This window comes from Paenibacillus sp. D51F, assembly GCF_053345695.1.
Genome location: NZ_JBKFAO010000009.1, coordinates 116,034 through 142,637, shown reverse-complemented (window position 1 = coordinate 142,637; position 26,604 = coordinate 116,034). Strand labels below are relative to the sequence as shown.

Here is a 26,604-nt window from a genome sequence, read left to right as displayed (position 1 = left end):
ACTCCTTTGTATCTTAACTATATAATGCGGACAAAGCTTACAAGCCGGCAAACGGGTCGTCGATGACCAGCCTTTGCGCGTCCGCGTCGCTGATGCCTGCGTACAGGACGGCCGTGCCGTCTGTCCTGCGAAGCAGTCCCCCGCTGAATACGACATCCTGCAGGTCCGCCCGCTTGGCCGGACCAGGCAGAAAGACGCTGCGCTCGGCGAGGATGCCCAGCTCCGAGCAGCTGGCGCTGACCGGGTCGAATACGAACGCCATCGGGTAATAATGCCGGTCTCCCGCTTCGTCGAAGCAGGCGACATGTCCGAGCACGCCGATCCGGCCGTCCTGCAGCAGATGGGCTTCATTGGCCCCTCCCCATTCGCCTTCCGCGAACTGTCCTTCCAGCAGAGGCGCGTTTTCGATCAGGTCGAGCGTCAATTGCTCCAGCGACGCCGCCTGCGCGAAGCCGATCTTGCCGCGGCCGCCTTTCTCGCCTTGGGGACGGGTGAAAACCCCGACCTCTCCATCGGCAAGCTCCACGAGGCGGATATCCTTCATTCCGTCCGGGCCTTTGAAAAACGGCTTCAAATCCTCCAGTCCGCTGCCGCGGTAAAAGACGGTCCTCCACATCAGCGCGCCTTCGTTGTCCGGATGGGGATAGATCTCCACGCCCCCGACGACCAGCTCGCCGCCGATGCGGCAGTGGAACGGGTCTTGGAGCTCCAGAACCGGAGCCCCTTCCAGCGGCAGCCAGCGTCCGCCCGCTTCCTCGAAGAAGACGACTGCGGAATGCTCGCTGTCACGGGATTCCACGCGGCCCGGGATGACCAGCCGGCCGCTCTCCACGATAGGCGCGGCGATATTGTACACATCCTTCTCCCCGACTTCCGCGAACGGAATCCGCTCCGGCGCCTCGGCACGTGCGCCGGATGCCCGGTATTCCGCCAGCAGCTTCCGGCACGAGGACGGCTCGAGCTTCTGAGTATTCATAGAAGGTTTCCTCCCTGCATGGGATGTTTACTTGAGGCTGAACTGCATGCCTTCCTGGAATTTCTTGCTGAAGATCAGGAACATGACGATGATCGGCAGCGTCAGGATGGTCGAAGCGGCGTACAGCGGTCCGGGATAGGAGCCGTACGGTCCGAACATCTGCGAGAGCAGCACGTTCAGCGTCAGCATCGAATCGCTCTTGACCGCGATCATGTCCCACAGCAGCTCGGTCCAGCGCTCCATGAGCAGGAACAGGAAGATGACGGTCGTGATCGACTTCGACATCGGCAGCATGATTCGGAACATGATTTTCAGATCGGATGCCCCGTCCAGCTTGGCCGCCTCGATGAACACTGTCGGCACGGCCTTGAAAAAGTTCGTGTACATGAAGATGGCCCACAGGCTGACCGCCTTCGGAATGATCAGGCCCAGATACGTGTCGTAGAGTCCGACCCGCTGGATGATCAGAAACGTCGGCACCAGCAGGATGATCGCGGGAAAGAACATATGGAACAGGACGAAGTTGTTCATTGCATTGCGGCCGAAGAAATTCAGCTTGGACAGCGCGTAGGCGACCATGATGCCGAACAGCATCATCAGCGCCGTTGAGGCGACCGAGACGATGATGCTGTTCATGAACGCGTTCAGCCAAGGACGGGTGATGCCCGTCTCGCCGCCGCTGAACAGCCACTCGTAGGATTTGAGCGTGAAGCTCGTCGGGAACAGCTTCTTGTCGATCTGCGTCCAGTCCGCGAACGAGCTGAGCACCATGTACAGATAGGGATAAACCATGATGAGCAGGAGCACGAGGGCGAGCGAGTAACGGATGGCCCGCCTGGCGCCGCTGCGTTTTTTAGACCCAACCATTCCGCTTCCCCCATATCTCCAGTATTTTGCGGATCACGAAGATCGAGGCGAACGTCGCCAGCGATGCCAGCAGCGCGACCGCGGAGGCGTAGCCGACCTGCATGTTCGAGAACGCCTGCTTGAAGATCTCCATCTGCCAGGTGTTCGTCGCATTGCCGGGACCGCCGCCGGTCAGCTGATACACCTCGGTGAAGATGCCGAACGTCACGCCGAACGCCAGAATCAGCGTCGTATAGAGCGACGGGTACAGCAGCGGCAGCGTGATCCGCCAGAACCGCTGGCTGTCCTTGACTCCGTCGATGGCGGCGGCCTCATACACTTCCTTGTCGATGCTCTCCAGGCCGGATGTGATGATGAGCGCATAATAGCCGGTGAACTTCCAGGCGAGGATCAGGCCGACAACGAAGAGCGCCGAGAAGGGCGAGCCGAGCCAGTTGATATCCATGCCGATTCCTCGGAGGAATTCATTGACGGGACTCGTGTAGGACAGCAGCCCCTTCACGATCAGCGCGGACACGACGCCCGAGCTGAGGTACGGCAGGAAAAATCCGATCAGGAACAGCCCCTTGAACCGGGGCAGTCCATGGACGACGACGGCGACGCCGATCGCCATCACGGTGACGAGCGGGACGAAGACCATCATGAATTTGTACGTATTCCAGAATGCCGCATGGACGGCCGGCGATTGCAGCGCGTCCAGGAAATTGCTGATCCCGACGAAATTGAACGTCGGGGCGATAAGGTCCCAGTTCGTAAACGACAGGAATAAAGACCATAAGAGCGGCACGAAGAAAAAGATCAGCGAGTAGATGAGGTAAGGGCTGGCGAACATCCAGCCCAGCTTGTTGTTGCGTTGGTCCATGACAGCGGAACCTCCCTTATTTCAGGGCTTTCTCCAGCGCAGCCTTCATCGCCGCCCAGCCCTCGGCAGGAGCGATTTCGCCTTTGACCACTTTGTTGAAAGCCTCCGTGCCGATGATCGTCTGCAGGTCGTTGTACTTGGCGTTGTCCATCGGCGGCACGGCATTCGGCACGTTCTCCGCATAAGGCTTCAGTTGCGGACTCTCGTCCAGGATCGCCTTGAACGATTCGTTGGTCGACAGGTCGTCGCGGGCCGGCGGCAGATTCGTCTGCTTGAACCAGACCGCATCGTTCTTGGCGTCGCTGTACACCCACTTCACGAAATCAAGCGCCGCCTGCTGCTGGGCCTTCGTCGCGGAAGCGTAGATGACAAGTCCCTTCGTATCCGCGAACGTCTTGCTTTGGGCCGGATCGACGCCGTCAGGCACCGGAGGCATCGTCAGCGCATAGGTTTCGTTGTACTTCAGGTTCGGGTATTTTTCCGCCCAGGTCGTAAAGGTCCACGGACCGACATCGGTGAACACGCCCGTGCCGTTCTCGAACGGATCCGTCACCTGACGCGCCAGCAGCCCTTTCTCCTTGCGCAGGCTGTCGACGAACGTCAGCACTTCGATGCCGGCTTTCTCGTCTCCCGTGAACGTGTCGCCTTCGATGAACATGTTGCCGTTCGACGCGGCGTCATACAGCATGTAGAAGTCGAACCAGCGCTTCCAGGCGGTAGGGTCGGCCAGATCCGGCTTCGCCCAAAGGTATTTCTTGTCGCCGTATTTGTCCTTGAGCTTCTTGGTCAGCTCCAGCACTTCGCCGTACGTCTTCGGCGGCTCGTTGTAGCCGAGCTCCTTCAGAGTATCGAGGCGCCAGCCGAACAGCATCGGATTGGAGTAGATCGGAAGCACGTATTGATGGCCGTCCGCGAACTTCCACGGCTCGATCGTCTTGCTCATGCTGCGTCCCTTGAGCAGGCCGTCGTATCCTTCCAGCGTATCCAGCGGGACAAGCGCCTTGCTGCTCGACAGCTGGGCCGCGAAGCCGCGGTTGATGTTCTCCGACATCGTCGGCGCGCTCTTGGCCGCAAGCGCGGCCTGGATGCTGGCTTCGGAGGTCGGCGATTCCTTGATCGCGCTGACGTTGATCTTGACCTTGCCGTTCTGGGCTTCATACGCCTTGGCCATCTCCTGCCAGTAAGCCTGCTGCGTCGGATTCGGCGCCGCCCAGAACTCGATCGTCGTCACGCCTTCCCCGGATGCCGAGCCGGATTCGTTCCGGCTTCCCTGGCCGGTGGAGCAAGCGGACAGCATGCCCGCGATCAAAGCAACGGATAAAACCATTGGGACTCTCTTTTTCATTCTGCATGTCCTCCCTGATTTGTCATGTTAAAAATCATTCTCTGTCATCCAGCTGTCAATGATCAAAAGTGAAATGAAAGCGCTTATGAGACCCATTATGGAGCTTAATCAAGGTCGTGTCAAGTTACAACCCGATAAATTCATTTTATTTATGGACGATTATCTTTACTATTTCTTTTAGTAACGTTACAATTGAAGAGCGGGATTGTGATCCATTCCGATATGTATTTTCCTCCCGTCGAAGCTTGACATTCCCGCCCCGCTGCGGAAACAATGATAGACGAATGGCTGCGCGTCGGGCTTCCGGTCCGAAGAGCGAGCATGACGGAGGCTGACTCTTTTGAAATCGAAAATTACGATGCAGGACATCGCCGACAGGCTTAATCTGTCCAAGAACTCGGTCTCCCAAGCTTTGACGGGCAAGCCCGGCGTAAGCGACGAGACCCGCCGACTCATCATGAAGACGGCCGATGAGATGGGCTACACCTATACCAGAAGGGGCAATACAGAGGAAGCCGGCCCGGCGGCGAAGCCGCGGACGATCGCGCTCATCGCTTCCGACTACGCCTTTTCCATGAAGAGCTTCTTCAGCGACATCTACCTGAGCATCGACCGGGAGCTCAAGAAAATCGGCTGCGAGCTGGTCATCCAATCCATCAGCCCGAACGATGCGGAGTCCTTGACTCTCCCGCCGTTCATCCAGCAGCGGGCCGTGGACGGCGTGCTCATCCTGTCCCATATTACGACCCCCTATATCCAGGCCGTGCTGGATACGGACATTCCCGCCGTCCTGATCGACCACCACCATCCCGATCTGCAGGCGGACTGCATCCTGACCAACAACCGGTTCAGCGCCTACGAAGCCATCCGGCATCTATACGGACTCGGACATCGTGACATCGGTTATGTCGGCAACATCTCTTTTGCTCCGAGCTATTACGAACGGCTGGAGGGGATGAGGCTCGCAGCCTTCGAACTCGGCTTGCAGCTGAAGGAGGCCTGGCTGCTGAGCGATGCGGCCGAGGACAGCAACGAAATCCGCACACGGCTGGAAGGGCTGAGCGGCGGGCCTACCGCCTGGTTCTGCGTCAACGACGGGTACGGCTTCATGGTAAGCTCCGCGCTGCAGCAGCTCGGGCGGCGCGTGCCCGAGGACGCCTCCGTCGTCAGCTTCGACAACGGCTATCTCTCCCGGCTGGCGACACCGCCCATCACGACGGTCGATGTCGATCTTCCGCTCTATGCCCGGTGTGCGGTCGAGCGGCTTCTGGCCAGACTGGAAGATCCGGGCATGCCTTACGCCGAGACGCTGCTGCATACGAAGCTTCTGATCCGGGAATCTACCGGAAATCCTCCCCGCCGCTGAGCGGACGCCCCGCCTCCGAACCAACGACAAGACGGCTCATGCGACATCGCATGAGCCGTCTTCATTTTCCGGGAATCAGCTACTGGTAGCGGCTGAAGGAATTCGGAGCCGGCATCTGGGGCTGGCCGGGAGCCGGAACGTAGGAGCCGAGCATCGACTGCATGTCGTTCTGCTTCAGCTGCGGCACCTGGTAATAGGCATGCTTGTTCTGGAAGAGGAAAATCTCGAATGCCATCTCCACATAGTTCTGGATCTGGGAAGCGACGACGCGGCGCACGACCGGATTCGTAATCTCCGGCGAAGCCATCGCCAGCAAGGACGCGGTTGATTTGATCAAGCCGAGCATATGGCCGCTGATGCCGGCATCCTTGACGTCCGCGAGCGACTGGTTCGGCTTTTTCGGCTGGGAAGGCTTGATGCCGAAGGTCACGTTGGTCGGCTGCTGCATCATGTACGTGCCGGTTTCCTGATGCGGCTTCTGACCCGTCGCGAAGCATTCGGCCGTCAGGTTGTATTGGGAGAGGATGAAGTTGTACTGGCGGTCCAAAATGCCGAGCAGCTCCTGATCCTTGACGAAGCCGCGGAAAATCATGAACTGGTCGAGGACGTTGATCATGCCGGACAGAATCTCATGCATGTCGAAAAACTCATGTCCGCCATGGTTCAGGTTCATCTGCTGCTGAGGGGCGGAAGGCGCAGCGCCCTGTGCCTGCTGCGGCTGATATGGCTGGGCCTGCTGATGCTGCTGCTGAAATCCTGGCTGCTGCGGCTGGTACGGCTGCGCGAACGAATGCTGCTGCAACGGCTGTCCAGGCTGGCTCATGGACTGGAACTGAGGCTGGTAAGGCTGATTGTTCAAGGCTAGTCCTCCTACATGTGAATTCAGGCTTGGTTAAGATGAGCCAAAAGTACAATCCCTATTCGAGATTCCCTCCGCTCACCTGCGATGCATTCGATTTATCCGGGAAGCCGAGCGGCATGCCGATTCTCTCCCCCGAATTCGGGCCGCGTCCCAGTGCTCACAACAGCAGGTGGAAGACCGCCAGGACGGCTGCTCCGACCGCGGAAAAGCCGATTTGAATCCAGGCCAGCCCTTTTGTCCAGCTGCCTTCCTTCTTTTTGCCGAGCCATTCGTACATCCGAAAATCCGCCGTCAGCATGAACAGGCCGCACAGCAGGCTCAGGATGACGAACACGACGAGGCTGTATGTATAATCGAGCATTCGGTCCAAGCCTCCTTGCACGAGATCAATTGAGCTTCAGCCCTTCCCTGCGGATCGCGACCTTGCATTCCAGCTCGAATTCCATGCCTGCGTACTCCCGCTCCCAATCCTGCTTGGATTTGATGCGGCTGTTCCAGTACGCAGGCTCCCGGGCGCGCAGCATTTCCCCGAAGCCGAACGGATCGCTCCGGTAGCGCTGGGTTTTGCGAATGAATTCCAGCAGTAAGTAGTAGACCTCCTTCTCCATATCTTTGCGGATCAGGTCGAAATCCTCCGCCGTATAGCGCTCGGATTCGCCGTCGATCTTCTCCTCGACGCTGGTGTCCAGATGGACGACGATATGCGCGTGAGGCTTGCCGTCCCGGATGGAAACCTTCGTCTCGGCTATGCGGCGGTTGCTTTTGAGCATGATCGCTCCTATGCCCGGCACGTCCCCCAGGACGGAATACCCTCCCGGATTGAGCCCCTTGATGGCCATATAACTGCCGATCTCGATCGGCTCCGAATGGCCGATCATTTTCCCCCCGTGGAACAGCGCCATTCCTTTGAGCAGAATCTTCTCCTTCTGGCGGATGGACACGTAAGGAAGGAACTCGTCCTGTCCGAGGCGGGATTCGGCGCTCCAGAAATTGCCGGCGAACTGGGGAGGGAACTTGCCCATCTCCACCGCCTTTTCAATCATGGACAGCAGATAGAGGGTAGGGACGCGCTCAAGCGGCGGCGCTACGTTCATCAGCTTGTTCGCCTCGATATCCGAAACCACGATCCAGGTGGAGCGCCTCACCTCCGAGTTGCGGCGGAAGTAGTCGTTGATGTCCTCCATCCCTCTGCGGGCGATCTTCTCGCTGACGACGATGATCCGCAGATGGATCAGGCTGCGCGGATCGGCGATTTCCTGCTGCAGGTTGCTGAGCGCATCGTCGATGGAATAACCCGTCACCTTCACGACCCATACCGGCAGCCCTCCCTGCTTGCCGCCCCCGCTCTCTCCCGGACCGAGCGGCACCCTGCCGGGAATGGCGATCTGGGCCGTCACCAGAATCCGGTGGTTCCGCAACGATTCCGGCACATTCAGATGAGTCGCATGCTCGTTGTCGCGGTCTGCTTCTTCATTCACCTCATCGATCGCCATGCCGAGAATAAGAGCGCGGTTCTCCAGCTCCTGCCGGTCCCAGCAGCCGCTCAACAAGGGCAATGCGATCGCCGCCGCCAGCGCCAAGGCCAGCATCCGCCTCCATCTAGGCATGGGCCTGCCCCCTTCCCGACCGGATGAACGACATGACCAGCAGCAGCAAGGGATACGCTGCCGTCAGCAAAAATCCGTACCGCCCGGACCAATCCCACAAGGAGTAGAGAACATGGATGTTGGACGGAATCATCGACACGGCATACACGGCCGGCATATAGAAGGAAGCGAACATGCGATGGTCTCCGAGGCGGAACAGATCGCGGCTGGCATGGACGGAGAAGTAGTAGGTCGCATAGATCGTCGTATAGATCGAGATGACCCAGATGATCAGGAACAGCGCATCCAGCCGCTGGCCGGCGCCCATAGACGCGCTGCGCGCCGTCTCCAGCGTCGGATAGGTCAGAATCTTCGTCTCCTCGGATCCGAACATGCCCACCGTCGTCAGGACGACCAGCAGATAAAGCGCGCCGCCGACCGCCGCGCCTATCGCGACGGATGAGGCCGCCCGCTTGGGAAATTTCATGAGCGGCACCAGCAGGCAGAACACGAAGGACATTTGCGATAAGGAAGCGATCTTCACCGATTCGTTCGGCCAGTCTCCGTGATGGTTTCCGATCAGCGGCAGCAGATTGTCCGGATCGATGCTGCGGGTCGCGATCAGCACGATGAACAGGCCCGGCAGCAGGATGAACGGCAGGTAGAAAGAGTGGACGAACGAAAACTTGATCAGGTCCCGCCGGGCCGACAAGGCCACGACCAGCAAAAGCATGCATTCGATGATCTGCATGGGCGACTTCTGGAGCAGGACAAGCACGACGACTTCCCCGAACTGCCGCAGCGATATGCCGGACACGAGCAGGAAATACAGGATCAGCAGCCCGTTCATGACTCGCGCGACCGGAGCGCCGACCAGCTTTTCGCTGAAATAGATCAGGTTCTCTCCCGGATGGCGGCTGCAGAGATAAGCAAGCAGCAGCAGAGATATGGCGCCGCAGACATTTCCTGCTACGGTCAGCAGCGGAGCTCCGCTTTCCGCCCCTACGGCGGCGAATCGCGGAAGGGTCAGGACGCCGATGCCCACATTGGCGCTCGTCACGACCGCGGCCATTCGAATGGAAGATATCGAAAGCGTATCACTCATGGGCCTTGGGTACCCTCCTCGCTGCCATACTGAAGCGTTCTCAGCATCGGCGCATCCGCAGCATCGGGCGGCAACCGGTTGGCATCCAGCGTGTGCAGATGCGAAGGGCGCTTTCTCATCCACCAGATGGGACCGCGAATAAGCAGATCCTTGAAGCTCTGCCAATTGCCCGGCACGAACGGAGCCATATAAGGCACGCCGAACGATTCCAAGGCAAGCAGATGGTTCGCGATGAGGAGCAGTCCGATCAGCACGCCGAACAAGCCGAACGAGCCGGCCAGGATAAGGAGCGGGAACCTCAGCATCCGCAAGGCGATGGCGGCGTTGTAGGCGGGAGTAGCAAACGAGCCGATCGTCGTAAAAGCGACGATGACGACAGTGATCGGGCTGGAGAAGCCGGCCGCGACGGCCGCCTGCCCGATGATGAGCACGCCGACGATGCTGAGCGCGCCGCCGATCAGCTGGGGAAGGCGGATGGTCGCTTCGCGGAGAATCTCCATCGAAATTTCGATCATGAGCACCTCAATCACCGTCGGGAAAGGGACGCCGGCTCTGCCTCCCGCCACCGCCACGGCGAAGTCGGTCGGAATCAGCTCCGGGTTGAAGGAGATCAACGATACATAAAGAGCAGGGAAAATAAGGGAGGTGACAAGCGCAACCAGCCGGATCAACCGGATCAGGCTGCCGATGAGGAACCGCTCCGTATAATCGTCCAGCGTCTGATAGAACTGGCTGAAGAAGCAAGGAACGATGAGCGCGAACGGAGAGCCGTTGCTCAGGATGGCGATCCGCCCCTCCAGCAGCGCCGCTGCGGTCTTGTCCGGCCTTTCCGTGTTCTGGATCTGCGGAAACGGGGAGAACGGCTGATCCTCGATGAACTGCTCGATATAACCGGCGTCCAGGATGGCGTCCGTATCGATTTTGGCCAGCCTGCCCAGCACCCGCTCGACGATAGCTGGATCCGCGATGCTCGACAAATAACAGACGGCGACATTCGTATACCCACGCCTGCCGATCGGGGCCATCTTCACCTTGAGGTCGGTCGTCGAGAGACGGGATCGCACGAGCGCGATGTTCGTATCGAGCGACTCGATGAAGCCTTCGCGCGGGCCGCGTATGACCTGCTCGGTCTGGGGCTGCTCGATCGCCCGTTTCTTGACGTCGCGGGTGTTGACGATCAGCGCCTTGTTGCTCCCGTCGATGCAGATCACCGTTTCGCCAGAGGTCACAGCGAGAAGCATCGGGATGATCATGATCTCCGCGCTCGCATCCGCGGCATGCAGATAGTCATGGAGCGCATAATCGGCGATCCGGCTCGCATGCAGCCCTTGCGCTTGCTCGTCCTTCATGGCCGTCATCAAAGGCTGCAGGATGTCCCGGTTGATCCGGTCCTGGTCGACCATCGGCTCGAGGAAGACGGCTGCGGCATTGAAGCTTCCGAAGATGCGGAACTGCCTGATCGCAATGTCGTCCGTTTCCCCGAAAACCTCTTTCAGCATGCGGAGCATTTCATCCAGTTTGGCGGACGCTTGCATGCCCTCATACTTTCGCAGCGTCAAGTCTTTGACGGGAACGGCACCGGTACGCTTGAACAGATTTGATTTGCCCCGCCAGCTCCCCATCGTCCTTCTCCCCCTCCCTGAATGTGCAAGTACCGGTATTATAACCAGCCTGTTCCAGGTTATGTGCCTCTTCCCAGCAAGGGACGAAAGAGGCGGAAAAAGGCTCCGGACGTTGTGTCCGAAGCCTTGAAAGAGGGATGGAATTCGACAAGGCTCAGGACAAGGCGTCCCACCGAGGCCACATCTCGACCGGATTCCGCTCGTAGATTTCCTTATCCCGGAACAAAAATTGATGCATGATGAACTCTCGCCGGATCGTGGCGAAGTCGTCGTGAACCTCCTTGATGAAAGCATTGATCTCCTTCTCCTCGTAGCTGCGCCCCGCCTCCAGCCGGCCTGCGAGATGCTCCAGCACGATCAGCTTCTTCTTCAGCTGGGCCGGGATGCTCTTCAGCCTGCCGTCCTTGTCGAAGAAATTGTTCAGCACCCCGCTGCGGAACTTCTCCATCCGTTCGTCCATCGTCGGGTTCTCCTCCCTGCTGTCCGCCGTCCGGCGGTAGATCAAGCTGGCGGCCCCTTGCGCTCCGCTGCGGATGAAATAATCGTTGAGCGTAAAATAAATCGTGTTCTTGTCGCGCCGCTCGTTGATCAAGCTTGCCTCACGCAGCTTGGCCGCATGATGGGTGATCGTCGCCGGCGTCAGCGAAAGCTTCTCTGCGAGCGCCTGTCCGTTCAGCTCGCCCTCGGCCAGCAGGATCAGCATCCGGATCCGCGTCGGATCGGCCAGAGCCTTGTGGTAAGCGACAACCTTCTCCAGCTGCATGAAGGCCAGCCTCCTTTTCGAGGATTTAATAACTATCTAATTAGATATTAATCGAATTCATCTCCTTCGTCAAGAGCCGACGGGGCGGCTTCGCAGGAAGACAGGGACGGTAAAAAGCCTCCCTCAGGATGTCGCCCGAAGCGGAGGCTTCAATACCGATGAATGCATCCTCAAGCAAACTTGCTCATGAGCTTGTTGAGATAGGTGCTGGGATGGAGCGCCGGATGCTTGAAAAACTCCCCGGCATCCTCGATCTTGCGGGATACGCCGAGATCGTAGCCGATCATTTCCCTGACCGTATCCGCGAAGGCTTCGCCTCTCACCAGGATGCCGAGCTCGAAGTCATGGCAGGCGCTGCGCTCGTTCAAGTTGTAGGAGCCGTGGAACACGGCATCCGCCCTGCGGTCGTAAGCCACTTTCCAATGGGAAAACCGTTCCGTCCCGCTGTAATCGTAGAAGGAAACGCCCTTCTCGAAAGGCGAGCGCATATGGCCTCGGACGGCGGCGAGATTGGTCGGGTGATCGTTGATTTGGAGAGGATTGCAAATGGATATATGGGCAGCCCTGTCCGCTTCCAGGCTCTGCAGAGTCTTCCAGAACTCGTCATCGATGAGATAAGGATTCACGATGACGGTCTCATCGGCGGCATGCTCCAGCAGGGCGAGATGATACGATTGGATCAAGTTCACCGGATTGCCGGCGAAGCTGGCGACCAGCGTGCATTCCTCGTCTCCATATCGTCTGTTCGCCGAGGAGGGGCAATAGAATTCATCCCCGGGATCGAACGATTCCCCGGCCACTACGCCCCATTGAGCGGCGAAAATCCGGTTCGCGGAATACGCCGCCCCTCCCCGGATCCGGAAGCAGCCGTCATGCCATTCCTTCGGGCTGCCCGGAATTCCCATCCGACGGCCGCCGGCAATGACATTCCCCTCCGCGATGATCGGCGTGTCGCCCAGGTACTGATCGCCTACGTTGAGGCTGCCGAGTATAAGCGTATGCCCGTCCAGCACGATGAATTTCCGGTGGTTGATGATGTTGAGCCCCGTCTCTGCTTGGGCTTGAGCGAAATCGTGGACATACAGGCTGCTGTCCGGCACGCCCTTCTCCGCCAGCTCCTTGCGCTTCGCCGGCCATGCCTCCTTGGGACAGCAGCTCTCGAACGTGTTGACGACTTCCGCGCCCGCCGCCTCCAGCCTTTCCTTGAGAAGCGCGAAACGGCCGTACTCCAGATCATGGTCGTAGCCTAAGGCGCTCAGCGTGGCATCGACCATGAGGCGCACCTGGACGCCGCGCTGCAAAGCCGCTTCCAGAGCGGCAGCCACCCGGTTGCCGGACTTGTCGTTGAAGAAGAGCATGACGGAGAAATGGATGTAGCGCTCGGCGCGTCCGATTTCTTCAAGAATGACCGCCAGGCTGTCCGGCCCGTTCACGAACGCCTCGGCGCGGTTGCCCTGTGTCGTATGGGGAGCAAGCAGGCTGAGATTCTCAAGCCGCATCCCGTTCACCCGAAAAGCGATTCTCTCCAATCCATCCTCCGTGGCCCCGGGCAGCAGGATCAGCTGGCTGCATTCGGTCAGAAAGCCGCCCAGCCGCTCCTGCCTGTACCTTGCCGCTGCTTCCGCATCCAACAGCTCCTGAGCCAGGGAAGCAGCTTCCTTCCCCTCCTCCATCACGCCGTTTCTGAATCCGCCCGAAAGCAAATAGTTGAAAAAATCGACCATTCCCCGGCGCAGCCTGCCGTCCCATTCCTTCGCTGCGATTCGTCTCTGTTCCACTGTCTATTCGCCTCCGATCTTGTCCGAGCCTGGATGCTGATAAGGAACATTAAACGAAAACCGGCGTTCTGTCCCAGCTTCGGGGAATCCAGCTGGCAGCTTGGACATTCATGGTTCGGTATCAGCACGGTGTCGAATCGCATCGGGGTCTGCGGGCGGCCGCCGGCTCTCTAAGCCGCCCCTGCCTCCCCTGCCAGCCGCGGATCCCGCCGGGCATGCGCGATGTTGAAGGCGAGACTGACGAGAGCGGCGGCTGCAAGCCATGCCGTCAGCGCCAGCGCATTCGCCGCCGTCCAGGAGCCGTCTCCGATCGAGATCGCGCTCTGGAAGCCGTGCAGCGAGAAGGTCATGGGCAGGTATCGGCCGACAGCCTGCAGAACCGGCGCGCTGAGCTCGCGCGGGAACGTGCCGCCGCAAGTAGCCAGCTGCACGACAAGGAGCGTGACGGACAGGAACTTGCCGATGAAGCCGAAGACCGTGACCAGCATGTAGATGATCGTCAGGAACGTCAGCGACGCCAGCAGGCTGAAGCCGATGAATGCCGGCGTGCTGGCCGGCTCGATTCGGAAGCCGAAGAGAGCGATGGCGACGACGATCGCAGTCTGCGCGATGCCGACTGTGTAGAACAGGCCCAGCTTGTTGATCCACTGGGCCGTGCCGCCGAGGGCCTGGTCCTGCCTCCGCCCGAGCGGCAGGATGTTGGCGCCCATGATGCCGCCGACGAACAGCGCGAGCGACAGGAAATAAGGCGCGATGCCGACGCCGTAGCTCGGAACCTCGTGCAGCTCCGATTCCACCAGCTGCACCGGCTCCGCGAGCATGGCGGAGACGCCGCTGCCCGTGCGCAGGCTGCCCGTGCGCTGCGCCGCATCCGCAAGCTTGGCCGACAGCTCGCCCGTGCCGGCGTCCAGCTTGCTCATGCCGCCGAGCAGCTTGGCGGTGCCGCTGTCCAACCCCGACGCGCCGCCTGCGAGGCCTTCCATGCCGCTGCGCAGCGACTGAAAGGCTGCGGCCCAGCCGTCCATGCCGGCGCTCAGCTTGGCGGTGCCGGCCTTCAAGCCGGAAGCTCCGGCGGCGGCATCGGCAAGCCCGCCGCCGAACTGCTTCAGCGAGCTCTGGAGCCTCTGCTCCCCGGCTGCGAGCTTATCGGCTCCGGCAGCCAGCTTACGCTGGCTTGCCGCCAACGCTTGCGAGGCCGCCCCGGCTTGAGCCAGCTGCTCCCGCAGCCGGCCCAGAGCGGAGTCGTCGCCCGCTCCTTCCTTATCCTTCGCATAGGCGGCAAGCTCATCCTGCAGCTTCGCCAGGTCGGCCGCCAGCTTGGCTTGATCGGCCGCGGCTTGGGAGCTTGAAGCTGCAAGTCCGTCCATGCCGGAGATGGCTGTGTCCGAACCGGTCTGAAGCCGCTTCTGCGCCGCTGCGAGCTTCGCCATGCCATCCGCAAGGCTGGAGCTGCCTGCAGCCGCGCTTGCGGCGCCTTGCTTCAGCTGCTGCGATGCCGCCGACAGCCTGGCTCCGCCGCCGCTGAGCTTGGCCGTTCCTGCAGCCAGCTCTACGGCCCCGTCCGCAACGCTTTTCAGCCCCGCATAGGCTGCTTCCGTGCCTTGATGCAGCGTGAGCGCGCCGCTGCCCGCGCTCCCGAGTCCATCCGCCATGCTCTTCATGGAGCTGAGCACGCCGTCTGCATAAGCCTTGGTCAGGCTGGCTTGAATGCCAGCCTTCATTTCCTTGACGGCGCTTGAGCCGACCTGCGAGGCGACGAAGTTGCGTCCCGCGTCGGTTTCGTACAGAAGCCGTGCCGGCTTCGGATCGGCGTCCATCAGGCTGGCCGCGGAGGAGGAGAAGTCCTCCGGAACGGTTACCGTCATGTAATACGTTCCATCCTTGAGGCCGTCATGCGCCTCCCGGGCCGTGACGAAGCGGAAATCCATCGTCCGCTTCCGCTGCAGCTCGCTTACGAAGTCAGCTCCGGCATGAATCGGCTTGCCGCCGAGCATGGCTCCCTCGTCTTCATTGACGACCGCGATTGGCAGCTTGTCGAGCTTGCCGTACGGATTCCAGTAGCCGGACAGGAACAGTCCCAAATAAATCAAGGGAACCAGAATCAGGAAGCCCAGCGCGATCCGTCCATGCGCATGATGCAGCAGCCGTTTCCAATCCCCGAATATATGCCGAAATCCTTCCACGCCATTCATTCCTCCTCCATAATCACGCTCCGAGCGGACCGTATCGGCTTCCCATTTTACTCGGTAGAATCGATTATGTATAATACATGAAAATGAATAATATCATACACTCAAAGCTATGAATGGAGAATGCGGAATGGAACTGCTCCAGCTGCAATATTTCCAGACGGTCGCCCGTCTGGAGCATATGACCCGGGCCGCGGAGGAGCTCAAGATCGCCCAGCCTTCGCTCAGCAAGACGATCTCCCGGCTGGAGGACGATCTAGGCGTGCCGCTGTTCGACCGCCAGGGCCGCCAGTTGCGGCTCAATTCGTTTGGACGCGCCTTTCTGGAACGTGTAGACAAGGCGTTCGTGGAGCTTCAGGAGGGACGCCGTGAAATCCGGCAGCTGGCCGGCCTGCAGGAGGGCTCCGTGACGATCGCCGTCTCTCTCCCCCATCTGCTTCCGGGGCTTCTCGGCCCTTTCTTGACGCAATTCCCGCTGGTGCGGCTGCGGCAGCGCATCGGCTCCTCCGCCTCGATGAAGCGCCAGCTGGAGAGCGGCGAAGCCGACCTCGTCCTTTCCTCCGCCGTCGTAGAAGGGAAAGAAGTCGTCTGGGAGCCTCTTTATGAGGAAGAGATTTTCCTGCTGGCGCCCGCATCTCACCGCTTGTCCGGACAGGCCTCGGTCCAGCTTGAAGACCTGCGGGAAGAGCGCTTCATCAGCATGAATGCCGGACATGACTTCCGCGTGCTGACCGACCGGCTGTGCGGCGAGGCGGGCTTCAGCCCGTTCACCGCCTTCGAGGGCGACGAGCCCCAGGTGATCGGCAACCTCGTGCGGCGGGGGCTCGGCATCGCCTTCGTGCCTGAGCTGTCGGTCAACCGGCCTCTCTCCCCGGAGCTTCGCTTGCTGAAGCTGGCCGGTCCCTCCTGCAGGCGGACGATCGGAATGGCTTTCGGCAGCCGCCGTTATCTGTCCGAGGCGGCGCAGCAGTTCCGGGGGCATGTCCGGCAATACTTCAAAGCCGTCGGCTCGGATGCGGCAAAATCTCTCCCTTAGACGGGGCAGCAAGCTTCGAGCGGAATGGACGCCCATTTCGGCTTATCCCCAACCCCGCCCGGCAAGCGTGAATGGGCCGCTAAAAAGAGAACTGCCCCCGTGCCGTTTCCGAAGCACGGGAGCAGTTCTTCTTTTGTTCAATCTTCGGGAGCTCGGGTTCAATTATAAGTGCGTGTACGCAGATTTCGTTAAAGCACATTCGGACGTGATCCATCAATACCTAACGAGTGGGTGATCGGGGACCCGGTTCAAAGCGGAAAAATACCGATTACCTTGCTCGTGTCGTCGGCCGAAAACCGATCCCGATTTTTCACGTTCAGAATTCACTTGATGTGCTGGAGGAGATGGTCGCTGAAGACCACGAAGTCATCGCCATAGGCTGATCGGTCTTTTTCGGTTGGAAAGGTTTCAACGTGCGAACGCTCGCTTCGTTGGAAAGGCGATATTCTGAGCTTCAGATGAATTTTGACATGCTTCCGCCAGGTTCTTCAGCCGTTATCGGTTAGATGGAGAATTTTTTCCTATATGGGTAGGAGTCTGTATACTTAAGATGTTCGCGGTCATGGTAATTCATACACTTTAAGAGATTATACAAATGACGATGAATAGAAAACCTAGAGCTTTTATTGGCAGCTCGAGAGAAGCGATCCCTTATGCTAGAGAGATTGCCGCGGCTCTTGAACGACAGATTGAGGTTAATTCCTGGTATGCCAGCACTTGTGGAGCTAACGATTATACAATGGAAGAACTAGATCGAGAGCTCAACGCGAATGATTTCGGCATATTTGTCTTTGCAGTTGAGGATGTTGCCACCACTCGGAATCAAACTTACTTTATTACTCGGCATAATGTGTAAGGGATGCCCTTTCAAAGAGGGATGCTGCAAAGAAGGAGCCAAGAGCAAACGTACTCGGTGAGCATAAAATCAGGAGAGCACACAGAGCAAATGGCTTTTCAGGAAACAGAGTTCTTTAAAGAAAAAGAGAAAGAACGCTATAAAATAGAAGCAAAAAACAGCGAGCTCAAGAATTGGCATCGTTACGACGTAGCCGATTCCTCGGGTCTGTTAGACATGCAAATACAAGGGGCAATGGCAATATTCGCAGTGAATTTATAGCGAATCATGAGGATGGCAGACTAAGAAACAGCGAAAGAACCCATGAAAAATGCGACACCGTCCGAAAATCCGGATCGGGTGTCGCATTTTTCCGTCTACCTCCTGTACTCTCCGAAAAACCGCAAGTTCTTCAGCGGCCTCCAAAATGCAGGTGAGTCTATTTACCGATGCTTTCGGATTGTATAACGGCGTGTCCGTATATGTTGTATTTATACTTATATTACACAATCAAATTGTTATACAAAAAACCCTGCCAACAAACGCGCAGCAGGGTCGCTGGGGATAGTTGTTGAAACCGCTCGTGAAATCTGGAAGTAACGGTGGATTGATGCAACACGAAGCGCATTTTTGGCTACGCTTCGTGTTTTTTGATTCCAAAAAAATCTCCTCGTAGCGAGGGGATCGGCACATTAGATTAGAGCAATCGCGAGCAGTGTGAACAGGCTTAACGTCAATATGGAGGTGCGAGCCCTGAATCCATAGGGCAAGAAAGCGGAGGTCGTTACAGGTCCGTCTCTTCGATCTGTCTCCAAGTACACGTTACCACGATCCACTCTTACGATTCTTCCTTCGTGTACACGACCGTCTCTAGTCGTAATGCGGACTCTCTGGTTCATGTGTCGCATGCAGCAATAATAGGTTTCCATCTCATCATCCCTTTCTTTAATAAAGCATCATATGAACGTGTTGGAAAAGAGGTCGCGGCAGTTATACTCTCTACATGATAGATTCCGCTAGTTTACGAAATTTTGAGAAACGGACTTTAAGAGCACTTTTAAACCCTGTCAGTACAAAGCTGGCAGGGTTTAAAAATGTTATTTGTTTAGAAACAGAAAGAACTAGTTATGATAACCAGCAATATGAAAAGAACTAAGGCAGCTGTCATTTTATTTCAGTCTGTAAAAGATGAAGATAGATGACGAAAGGTCGGGGAGAACACATAGGATTGTGGACGAAGGAGCAACTGCGGGCATTTATTAAGGAGAACAAGCTGGTCACGGCACAGGATGCTCAAAACGCGCTGAAAGACCTCTTTGCGGAGACGATTCAGGAAATGCTGGAGGCGGAGATGGACACGCATCTGGGCTACGAGGAGCACGAGACGAAAGCCAAGATGTCGCTAGCGATAGTAGTTCCGGAAGGAAGCCGCCGCGCCGATTCCGATCACTCGGAACGCGTTAGGACCGATGCCGCCAGCCAGCCTCTGCTGACGCTGCCTGCACAAAAAAAGAAGCTCCCTTTCGCCGAAGGGAGCTTCTTGCTGAGCTTAGCCGCGCCGCCTAGAAGCTGCTCGGCGGCGGCGGTACGGGAGGATGCGAGGGCGGATTCGGAGCGAATGTCCTGGACGCGCTGACGAACAGCGTAACGGCGGTGGCCAGATGCATGGCCATGCCGACAAACGGAATCCAGGCAATCAGCGAGGTGATGATGCCGAGGATGGAGCCGCTGCTGGATTCGCCATTGCTCTTGGACAAGGCAAAGGTAATGATATGCAGGATAAGCATGACGAATAAAGGCACATAACCGAAGCCGATCACGATCAAGGCTCCTGCCAGCGGGATGCCGAGGACCAGTTCCATAACCCCCGTCAGCCATTTCATAGTGCGGGATGCAGGCATGAAGGTATTCCCCCTATAGTCTGATAGAACGACTATATCAGGAGAATTTACAAAATGCTACCATCATCCGCCCGCTGTCATCCTCGTTCAGGCGTGCAATCCGAGCGAGCCGCTCCCCGCGGAGCCGCTGACGGCGCTGTTGATAGCGCCGGCATAATACGCGGCCGAGCCGTACTGCGAGTATTTGAGAATATCGTCCTAGAGCCGCATGAATCCGCCCGCAAGGCCGGGCATGAAGTCAGTCCGAAGGCGCAGCTCCAGGCAGAGGGGCTGTTGCCGGCTCCCCCGTCGTACCGCATCCGATCCTGATACCGCTTGCAGATGCTCGGAGCGCGGCGGATTGGCCTGCCCTTCCTCTTCTACCGGAACCGCCGATCTCCCGTGCTGCCAGCTGCCAAGTTAAATCTCCGATGTATAAAGGATAGTTGATGTCCCTAAAAAAAGGTTTACAGAGGGTGCCGCTCTCCCTATAATGAGAACCATCGCGATTGTTAATAGTAAAAAATACGATTATCTGCAAGGGGATGCCTGTATCATGTTCAAGAAGATGTTTCTCTTTCCGTCTCTTTTAATTTCCCTCCTGCTGCTTGCCGCCTGCTCCGATGCCAAGGAAGCCGGAACAGGCAATTCCGGGCAGGTACAATCCGGCGGGAAGAACCTCCGCCTTCTCTTCAATATCCAGAGCCATGCGATCGACCCTCATACCGATACGACTTACATCGCCGTGAGAGCCGGCATCGCCGAAACGCTGGTCGTGATCAGCGACGAGCTCGGCCTGCAGCCCGGTCTGGCGGACGAATGGAGCAGCAAGGACGGCCAGCACTGGACATTCCATATCCGGGAAGGAGCCGCCTTCCACGATGGACAACCGCTCGACGCGGAAGCGGTCAAGCTGTCCCTGGAACGAGCCCAGGAGCTGAACCCGGCTGTCCGGAACACGCTTGGCCTTCGCGAAATCCATGCCGACGGCCAGCAGCTGAGGCTGGTGACGGAAACTCCCAACCCGGAGCTTCCCTCCAGCTTTGTCCACCCCAACACCGCCATCGTCGCTGCCGCCTCCACGGACTCCGATCCGGTCGGCACCGGCCCCTTCAAGCTGGCTGCCTTCCGCTCCGGCAGCAGCCTCAAGGTCGACCGGAATACCGGCTACTGGGGCGGTCCGGTCAAGCTTGATCATGCCGAAATCCTATTCAATTCGGACGCCAACGCGAGGCTGATGGCGATCAAGGCCGGGAGCGCCGATATCGTCTTCCGTCCGCCGCTGGAGAGCTTCGCCCAGCTCCAGAACGACCCGTCCCTCACGCTTGAATCCCGGTCCAGCCTGAGAACCCACCTCCTGATGTACAATATGCGCAACGGGCATCTCGCGCAGGAGCAAGTGCGCAGAGCCTTCGATCTCCTCATCGACCGCGAGACGATCACCAGGGACATCATGGCCGGCCAGGCTACGGCGGCGGCCGGCGCCTTCCCGGCCCAAGCGCCGTTCTCTCCCGCCTACAGGCCCAAGGCGTTCAGCCTCGACCAGGCTCGCGAAGCATTCCGCGAGGCGGGTTATACCGTCGAGGGGGGCAAGGTGAGCGACCAAGGCAAACCGCTCTCCTTCCGCCTTCTCACCTACTCCTCCCGAGCCGAGCTGCCGCTGATCGCCCAGCTTATCCAAGCCCATGCCGGCGAGCTCGGCATCAAGCTGGATATACGCCAGGCGGAGAACATCGATGAATATCTCGCCGCCAACGACGACTGGGACCTGGCTACCTACAGTCTGGTCACGGCGCCGCGGGGCGAGGCCTCCTACTTCCTGAACAGCGGGTATTTGCCGGAGGGAGCTCTGAATTACAGCCATATCGACCATCCCGGCCTGCAGGCAGCGATCGGCACCCTCAATGAGGCCGTCGACGCCGAGGAACGGCTCCGGCTGAGCCGCCAGGCGATGGCTATCGCGGACAGCGAGACGCTGAACTCGTTCATCGTCCATCCCAATAACGTTGTCGTCTACAGCGGCAAGGTCCTCGGCTGGAAAACGACGATGAGCGAATATTATCTGCTCACCAAAGACCTGGACGTCGCGAGCTGACATGGCTGCGGCTATCGCCAAAAAAGCCTTGCGCCTGCTTGTATTCCTGCTCGGCCTCACCTTCCTGAGCTTTTGCCTGCTGAAGCTTGTGCCGGGAGATCCAGTCCGGGGCATCCTGAGGGTGGATGAGATGGCCGCAACCCAGGACCAGATGGGCGGAATCCGCACGGAGCTCGGACTCGACCTGCCGCTGCACCGCCAGTACGGCATCTGGCTGTCCCAGCTTCTGAAGCTGGATTTAGGCTCCTCCTACTTGAGCGGTCTGCCGGTCGCGGCCGAATTCGCCGAGAAGCTTCCGCATACGCTGGCGCTCGCAGCCGGCTCGCTGCTCGTCATGCTGCTGGTCTCCCTGCCGCTCGGAGCGCTCGCCGCCAGGCATCGGAACCGATGGCCGGACCGGGTGAGCCGCTACTTTTCGGCAGCCGTTTCTTCCATGCCCAGCTTCTGGCTCGGACTGCTGCTGATCGATCTGTTCGCGGCTCGCCTTCAACTGCTTCCCCCTATGGGCAACGAGGGGATCGCCTCTCTCATCCTGCCGTCCGCAACGCTGGGCCTGTCCATGGCAGCCCTCTATGTCGGCTTGATCCGCTCCAGCCTGATCGAAAGCGGGAACCAGGAGTTCGTCCTGTCGGCGCGGGCGCGCGGCATCCATCCCTTCCGCATCTTTTTCCGGCATCAGCTCCGGCACAGCCTCGTCCCTCTGCTGACGCTGCTCGGCGAAAGCCTGGGCAGCCTGCTCGGAGGAACGGTCGTCATCGAAACCTTGTTCAATTACCCGGGAATCGGCAAATGGATCGTCGATGCGGTGTCTGCACGCGACTATCCCGTCATTATGGGCTATGTGCTGTTCGCCGCCCTGTTCATCGTTCTCGTCAACCGTTCGACGGAAGCGGCTTGCCGGCTTGCCAATCCCGAACTGGCACGAAAGGAGCTGCGCCATTCATGAACATAAGCATGCGAACCGCCGGCTTGCTGCTTGCTGCCGCAGCGGCTGTCGCACTCGTCACGATCCCATCGCCCACTCCTTGGAATCCGTATGAGATCTCCATGGGAGAACGCCTGCTGCCGCCGGGAACGGCGCACTGGCTCGGCACGGACCATCTGGGACGGGACCTGCTGGCGAGAATCATCGCCGGAGCCCGTCCCACCATCGGGATCGGCCTGGCCGTCCTGCTCGTCTCCATCGCCATAGGCGTGCCCCTCGGACTGCTGTCCGGCATGAAGGGCGGCCGCACGGACAGCATCTTCAAGCCGATCATCGACGGCTTCATGACGTTTCCCGACTACCTGTCCGCCATCATTCTGAGCGCGCTTCTGGGACCCGGGCTCATGTCCATGCTCATCGCCGTCATCGCCGTGAAATGGGTGCGCTATGCCCGTCTCGCCCGCAGCGTCGCGCTGGCGGAAAAGGAAAAGGACTACGCCGCGATGGCTCTGCTCAGCGGCCTCCGGCCGGTCCGCTTGGTCCTGAAGCATATCCTTCCGCATGCAATGGGCCATGTCGCCGCGCTCGCGGCCGCGGATCTCGGCAAGATCATCCTGCTGATGGCTTCCTTGTCCTACCTCGGCCTCGGCTCCCAGCCGCCGGCGCCGGAATGGGGCTCCATGCTGAGCGAAGGGCGCGCCTACTTCCATGCGGCGCCGCATCTCATGCTTGCGCCGGGCCTGGCCGTCATGGGCGCGGTGCTGCTCGCCGGCTTCGCCGGCAACCGGCTGCGCGACCGGTACGACGTCAAGCTCAAAGGGGGAGCGGAATAATGCTCGCGATATCGGAGCTGTCCATCCGCAGCGGCAGCCAAGAGCTCGTCCGCTCGCTGAGCCTGGAGCTGCAGGAAGGGGAATGGCTGGCGCTCGCCGGGGAAAGCGGCAGCGGCAAGTCGCTGACCGCAGCCGCCATCGGAGGCTTGCTGCCCCGGCAGCTGTCATGCAGCGGATCGATTCTCTGGCATGGCCTGGAGCTGCTCGCCCTTGACGCCAAGTCGCGGCGCCGGCTGCTCGGCCGCGAGATCAGCTATGTGTTCCAGGATTACCGGAATACGTTCACCCCTTTCCTGACGATCGGCTCCCAGCTGACGGAGCTGCTCGGATCCCATCTATCCCTTGCTGCCCGCGACCGAAAGCAGCGATGCCTGGAGGAGCTGGAGCAGGCGGGTCTGCCTGCCGAGCAGGTGTTCGGCAGCTATCCGTACCAGTTGAGCGGCGGCCAGCTCCAGCGCGCCGCCATCGCCGCCGCCCTGCTGCTGCGCCCTAAGTTGCTGATCGCAGACGAGCCTACAACAGCGCTGGACAGCGTCTCCTCGCGCAAAGTGCTGGGGCTGCTCGATGCCGCCAAATCCCGCTACGGCATCTCGATTGTCTGGATCACCCATGACTTGAGGCATGCCCGCCGGCATGCGGACCGGATCGCGGTCATGAGGACGGGAAGCATCGTGGAGACCGGGACCGCCCGGCAAATGCTGGAGCATCCCGCCCATCCTTATTCCCGGCGGCTGATCGCTTCCATTCCCCCGCTGCGGCGCGAGATGCCGGAGCGGCTGGCTTCCTCCGCCGGCCTGGAAGGAGAAGATCTTCATGACCATCAGCGATAACACGCTATTGACCGTCCGGAACGTCCGCAAAAATTACGGAGACAAAGCGGTGCTGCATGACATCAGCTTCCAGCTGAAGAAAGGCGAATGCCTCGGCATCGTCGGCGAAAGCGGCAGCGGCAAAAGCACGCTGGCACGCTGCCTGCTCACCCTGAGCGGTTGGGATGAAGGCGAAATCATCTTTCGAGGCGAGCCGCTTGCCAAGGCCTCCAAAGCCAAGCTCAGGCAAGCCCGGCCGCACATGGGCGCCGTCTTCCAGAATCCCTCCGCCTCTCTCAATCCACGCCTGCGCATCATCGACTCCCTCCTGGAGCCGCTCGACCAGCGGAGAGGATTCCGACCTGCCATTCTGGACGGCGTACCGGCCGGAAGGGAGGCTGCCGCAGCCGCGCTTCTTGAGCTGGTGCGGCTGCCTGCCTCTGCCATGGGCAAATATCCCCATGAGCTGAGCGGCGGGCAGAAGCAGCGGATCGCCATCGCCAGAGCGATCAGCGCGGCTCCGTCCTTCCTCGTGCTGGACGAGCCGACGGCCAGCCTCGACATGACTACCCAGGCGGCCGTTCTGGATCTGATCAAGGACTTGCAGAAGGACCTGTCGCTGTCCTGCCTGTTCATCTCGCATGATCTGGCGGCCGTCCACTTCATGAGCGACGAGACGATGGTCATGCGAAACGGGCATATCGTCGACCGGTTCCGCAACAACGAGCTGTTCGACGATGCCCGCCACGACTACACGAAGCTGTTGCTGGAGGTCTTTCTGGAGTGAACGACAATCCTTCCCTTCCCGGACACCGCGCTTACTTGCGGCTCGTCCTCCCGCTCACGGCCGCAACGCTGTCCACGCCTCTTCTGGGCATGGTCGACACCGCGGTCGTCGGAAACCTCGGGGATCCCGCCGTGCTTGGCGGCACAGCCCTGGCGGTAGTCTTGTTCAACACCCTCTACTGGCTGTTCGGCTTCCTGAGAGTCAGCACCTCGGGGTTTGCGGCGCAAGCCCGAGGAAGTAGCGACCTGGAGCAGGCTTCCGCCCAGCTCATCCGTCCGCTGGCGGTGTCCCTGCTGCTCGGCCTGGCTTTCATCCTGCTGCAAAAGCCGATCTTCTCCGGCTTTATCGCCTTGTACAAGCCCGATCCCGACGTCGCCCGCTTCGCCTGGCAATACTACGGCATCCGCGTCTGGGGCGCTCCCGTGACGCTCGCCAACTACGCGCTTCTGGGCTGGCTGCTCGGAATGGCGCATATCCGCCAGACGCTATTCCTCCAAATCGGCGCCAACCTGCTCAATCTCGTGCTGGCGTTGCTGTTCGTGCAGGCGCTGTCCTGGGGAGCGGCCGGCGCGGCCTGGGCCGTCCTGATCGCGGAGAGCGGCGCCCTGCTGCTCGGCTTGGCCTATGTGCTGCGTTCACCCCATTTCCGGCTGAGCCTGCCGGGCGCGGCGGCCGCCCTTGGAGCAGGCGGATGGGCCGGGATGTTCCGGGCCAACGCCGATCTGTTCATCCGCACCTTGTGCCTGCTCGGAATGATCAACGGCTTCACGGCGGCGAGCGCAGCTCTAGGCACGACGTTGCTGGCCGCTAACGTCATCCTGCTTCAGATCCATTATTTCATGGCTTATCTCTATGACGGAATCGGGAACGCCGGAAGCCTGTACGCCGGCCAAGCCAAAGGGGCCAAAAACGCCGCCCTGCTGCGCCGCGCGGTCCGGCTAACCTGGGTCTGGACAGCTGCTGCTGCGCTGCTGATGACGCTGCTTTACCTGGCGTTCAAGGACTTGCTGATTCCTCTATTCGCCAGCAGCCCGGAGGTGATCCGCAGCGCGCTCGCCTATAGTGGCTGGCTGATGCTGTTCCCCGCCGCAGCGGGCGCGGGAATTGCATTCTACGGCGTCTTTACCGGCCTGACCGCAACGGGACCGATCCGGAACTCCATGCTGCTGTCTCTGGCGGCATTCGCAGCCAGCGCCCTTCTCTTCTTCCCTGCTTGGGGGAATGACGGCTTATGGGCCGCCTTCATCGTCTTCGCCGCCGGACGGTCGGTCTTTCTGCTTCTTTATCTGCCCGGATTGCAAAAGCGTCTTGCAGCATAATCCTCTCGTTTTTGAGAAAGCTGCAAAAGCGCCTTGCTGCAGAACCCTTTCGTTTTGAGAAAGCCAGGCGGTCTTTTTCCCCTCCCCAATCGTCAGTATTGACAGGGATATAAGGGAGAGAAAAGAGGGGATCGCCGTGCAGGGATTCGCTTCGGGCTTTCTGCGGCTCAACCTGATCAGCGCGCTTTATGCGCTGCCGTTCACGATCTATTTCGAGCTTGGCGCGAACTACTACCGGATCGGACGGCTCACCGGCTGGAGCCGATCGCAGATGCGCCTTGTCGTAGAGGGCTGTCCTGCGATCCTATGGCTTGCCGTGACCGTACTGGCTTATGCCTGGACGAGGAGGAAATTCGGGAAAAAGCGCAGCCGCTATATATCCGCGATATTGTGGCTTCCCTATTCGGCATTGTTTTTCTATGCGTTCGCCTCCTTCTTCCCGATTACGGATCCGGGAGACAAGCCCAACCCGGCCGTCGGGCTGATGCTTCTGGGGGCATTGCTCGCATACCCCGTCTATGTGCTGATCGTCAACGCGCTGGCCCCCGTGAATTGGCGGAATCAGGTCAGAGAGACGGAGGAGCTCAAGGACTAAAAAAGACAGCCTCCGACTATTCGGAAGCTGTCTTTTTCGTTGTTTCCCAGAGGGCACGAAAGAAAATAAAACGTGGGCTTCTCACCTTTGAACAGGCTGGCGCCTGCTCCGATGGCCGGCGGCTCGGCAGGAAATGCAGCCGTAATTGCACTCAACCGCTGCCGGCACG

25 protein-coding genes and 2 pseudogenes are annotated in these 26,604 nt (G+C 59.5%); 12 read left to right on the top strand and 15 right to left on the bottom strand.

The annotated features are described in order from the left end of the window. Positions 1-37: 37 nt before the first annotated feature. The 4 genes from ACLBWT_RS17275 to ACLBWT_RS17260 are packed head-to-tail and all read right to left on the bottom strand — an operon-like array spanning position 38 to position 4,050. Complete coding sequence (locus ACLBWT_RS17275) at positions 38-976, bottom strand: MTP-1 family protein (protein ID WP_447664376.1); 939 nt, start codon at positions 974-976, stop codon at positions 38-40. A gap of 27 nt (positions 977-1,003) precedes the next feature. Then, on the bottom strand, positions 1,004-1,843 hold the full coding sequence (locus ACLBWT_RS17270) for a carbohydrate ABC transporter permease (RefSeq protein WP_447664375.1): 840 nt from the start codon (positions 1,841-1,843) through the stop codon (positions 1,004-1,006). Then, positions 1,830-2,705 carry a carbohydrate ABC transporter permease gene (locus ACLBWT_RS17265; protein WP_447664374.1) on the bottom strand — a complete coding sequence of 292 codons (876 nt, stop codon included), beginning with the start codon at positions 2,703-2,705 and terminating at the stop codon, positions 1,830-1,832. Before ACLBWT_RS17265 ends, ACLBWT_RS17270 begins: the two co-directional genes overlap by 14 nt. Before the next feature lie 16 nt (positions 2,706-2,721). Continuing rightward, entirely contained in the window at positions 2,722-4,050 is a 1,329-nt protein-coding gene (locus tag ACLBWT_RS17260; protein ID WP_447664373.1) for an ABC transporter substrate-binding protein, read from the bottom strand. A gap of 340 nt (positions 4,051-4,390) precedes the next feature. Here ACLBWT_RS17260 and ACLBWT_RS17255 point away from each other — a divergent pair, with 340 nt between their 5' ends. Then, a complete protein-coding gene (locus tag ACLBWT_RS17255) occupies positions 4,391-5,416 on the top strand; it encodes a LacI family DNA-binding transcriptional regulator (RefSeq protein ID WP_447664372.1) in 1,026 nt (341 codons plus the stop codon). A gap of 79 nt (positions 5,417-5,495) precedes the next feature. On the opposite strand, the gene ACLBWT_RS17250 is transcribed toward ACLBWT_RS17255, so the two are convergent. From ACLBWT_RS17250 to ACLBWT_RS17215, 8 genes are all read right to left on the bottom strand, one after another. After that, a complete protein-coding gene (locus ACLBWT_RS17250; RefSeq protein WP_447664411.1) occupies positions 5,496-6,089 on the bottom strand; it encodes a spore coat protein in 594 nt (197 codons plus the stop codon). 346 nt (positions 6,090-6,435) lie between these two features. Continuing rightward, a complete protein-coding gene (locus tag ACLBWT_RS17245) occupies positions 6,436-6,639 on the bottom strand; it encodes a CLC_0170 family protein (RefSeq protein ID WP_447664371.1) in 204 nt (67 codons plus the stop codon). A 25-nt stretch (positions 6,640-6,664) separates the two neighbouring features. Continuing rightward, positions 6,665-7,885, bottom strand: coding sequence for a Ger(x)C family spore germination protein (locus ACLBWT_RS17240; protein ID WP_447664370.1), 1,221 nt, complete (start codon positions 7,883-7,885; stop codon positions 6,665-6,667). Further along, complete coding sequence (locus ACLBWT_RS17235) at positions 7,878-8,969, bottom strand: GerAB/ArcD/ProY family transporter (RefSeq protein WP_447664369.1); 1,092 nt, start codon at positions 8,967-8,969, stop codon at positions 7,878-7,880. Before ACLBWT_RS17235 ends, ACLBWT_RS17240 begins: the two co-directional genes overlap by 8 nt. After that, on the bottom strand, positions 8,966-10,591 hold the full coding sequence (locus tag ACLBWT_RS17230) for a spore germination protein (protein ID WP_447664368.1): 1,626 nt from the start codon (positions 10,589-10,591) through the stop codon (positions 8,966-8,968). The genes ACLBWT_RS17235 and ACLBWT_RS17230 overlap by 4 nt, the downstream gene beginning before the upstream one ends. A 154-nt stretch (positions 10,592-10,745) precedes the next feature. Then, positions 10,746-11,354 carry a DUF2087 domain-containing protein gene (locus ACLBWT_RS17225; protein WP_447664367.1) on the bottom strand — a complete coding sequence of 203 codons (609 nt, stop codon included), beginning with the start codon at positions 11,352-11,354 and terminating at the stop codon, positions 10,746-10,748. A gap of 170 nt (positions 11,355-11,524) precedes the next feature. Then, a complete protein-coding gene (locus tag ACLBWT_RS17220; protein ID WP_447664366.1) occupies positions 11,525-13,132 on the bottom strand; it encodes a phospholipase D-like domain-containing protein in 1,608 nt (535 codons plus the stop codon). A 170-nt stretch (positions 13,133-13,302) separates the two neighbouring features. Beyond that, a complete protein-coding gene (locus ACLBWT_RS17215) occupies positions 13,303-15,315 on the bottom strand; it encodes a YhgE/Pip family protein (protein WP_447664365.1) in 2,013 nt (670 codons plus the stop codon). 136 nt (positions 15,316-15,451) lie between these two features. On the opposite strand from ACLBWT_RS17215, the gene ACLBWT_RS17210 reads away from it, so the two are divergent. From ACLBWT_RS17210 to ACLBWT_RS17200, 3 genes and pseudogenes are all read left to right on the top strand, one after another. Then, positions 15,452-16,357, top strand: coding sequence for a LysR family transcriptional regulator (locus tag ACLBWT_RS17210; RefSeq protein ID WP_447664364.1), 906 nt, complete (start codon positions 15,452-15,454; stop codon positions 16,355-16,357). Positions 16,358-16,952: 595 nt separating this feature from the next. Beyond that, positions 16,953-17,213 carry a TIR domain-containing protein gene (locus ACLBWT_RS17205; RefSeq protein ID WP_447664363.1) on the top strand — a complete coding sequence of 87 codons (261 nt, stop codon included), beginning with the start codon at positions 16,953-16,955 and terminating at the stop codon, positions 17,211-17,213. Continuing rightward, a pseudogene (locus tag ACLBWT_RS17200) lies at positions 17,209-17,474 on the top strand (transposase); the annotation flags it as partial. The gene ACLBWT_RS17205 and the pseudogene ACLBWT_RS17200, both read left to right, overlap by 5 nt. Positions 17,475-17,884: 410 nt before the next feature. Here ACLBWT_RS17200 and ACLBWT_RS17195 read toward each other — a convergent pair. Together ACLBWT_RS17195 and ACLBWT_RS17190 are read right to left on the bottom strand one after the other, a co-directional pair. Continuing rightward, positions 17,885-18,121, bottom strand: coding sequence for a hypothetical protein (locus ACLBWT_RS17195; protein ID WP_447664362.1), 237 nt, complete (start codon positions 18,119-18,121; stop codon positions 17,885-17,887). A 176-nt stretch (positions 18,122-18,297) separates the two neighbouring features. Then, entirely contained in the window at positions 18,298-18,360 is a 63-nt protein-coding gene (locus ACLBWT_RS17190) for a YjcZ family sporulation protein (protein WP_447664410.1), read from the bottom strand. 54 nt (positions 18,361-18,414) lie between these two features. On the opposite strand from ACLBWT_RS17190, the pseudogene ACLBWT_RS17185 reads away from it, so the two are divergent. After that, positions 18,415-18,574: pseudogene (locus ACLBWT_RS17185) on the top strand (IS256 family transposase); the annotation flags it as partial. Positions 18,575-18,754: 180 nt separating this feature from the next. On the opposite strand, the gene ACLBWT_RS17180 reads toward ACLBWT_RS17185, so the two are convergent. Beyond that, positions 18,755-19,093: a hypothetical protein gene (locus tag ACLBWT_RS17180; protein ID WP_447664360.1), complete on the bottom strand. Its 339-nt coding sequence runs from the start codon at positions 19,091-19,093 to the stop codon at positions 18,755-18,757. A gap of 535 nt (positions 19,094-19,628) precedes the next feature. On the opposite strand from ACLBWT_RS17180, the gene nikA reads away from it, so the two are divergent. From nikA to ACLBWT_RS17145, 7 genes are all read left to right on the top strand, one after another. Then, positions 19,629-21,167, top strand: coding sequence for a nickel ABC transporter substrate-binding protein (gene nikA / locus ACLBWT_RS17175; protein ID WP_447664359.1), 1,539 nt, complete (start codon positions 19,629-19,631; stop codon positions 21,165-21,167). 1 nt (position 21,168) lies between these two features. Continuing rightward, the gene (gene nikB / locus ACLBWT_RS17170; RefSeq protein ID WP_447664358.1) at positions 21,169-22,113 is read left to right on the top strand and encodes a nickel ABC transporter permease; all 945 of its coding nucleotides are present in this window, start codon (positions 21,169-21,171) and stop codon (positions 22,111-22,113) included. Beyond that, positions 22,110-22,925, top strand: a complete 816-nt coding sequence (gene nikC / locus ACLBWT_RS17165) for a nickel transporter permease (protein ID WP_447664357.1) — start codon at positions 22,110-22,112, stop codon at positions 22,923-22,925. The genes nikB and nikC overlap by 4 nt, the downstream gene beginning before the upstream one ends. After that, positions 22,925-23,755 (top strand): ATP-binding cassette domain-containing protein, encoded by an 831-nt coding sequence (locus ACLBWT_RS17160; RefSeq protein WP_447664356.1) that lies wholly within the window; start codon positions 22,925-22,927, stop codon positions 23,753-23,755. The genes nikC and ACLBWT_RS17160 overlap by 1 nt, the downstream gene beginning before the upstream one ends. Next, a complete protein-coding gene (locus ACLBWT_RS17155) occupies positions 23,739-24,521 on the top strand; it encodes an ABC transporter ATP-binding protein (RefSeq protein ID WP_447664355.1) in 783 nt (260 codons plus the stop codon). The genes ACLBWT_RS17160 and ACLBWT_RS17155 overlap by 17 nt, the downstream gene beginning before the upstream one ends. After that, complete coding sequence (locus ACLBWT_RS17150) at positions 24,518-25,840, top strand: MATE family efflux transporter (protein WP_447664353.1); 1,323 nt, start codon at positions 24,518-24,520, stop codon at positions 25,838-25,840. The genes ACLBWT_RS17155 and ACLBWT_RS17150 overlap by 4 nt, the downstream gene beginning before the upstream one ends. Positions 25,841-25,976: 136 nt before the next feature. After that, positions 25,977-26,435, top strand: a complete 459-nt coding sequence (locus ACLBWT_RS17145; RefSeq protein WP_447664351.1) for a hypothetical protein — start codon at positions 25,977-25,979, stop codon at positions 26,433-26,435. Positions 26,436-26,604 lie beyond the last annotated feature (169 nt).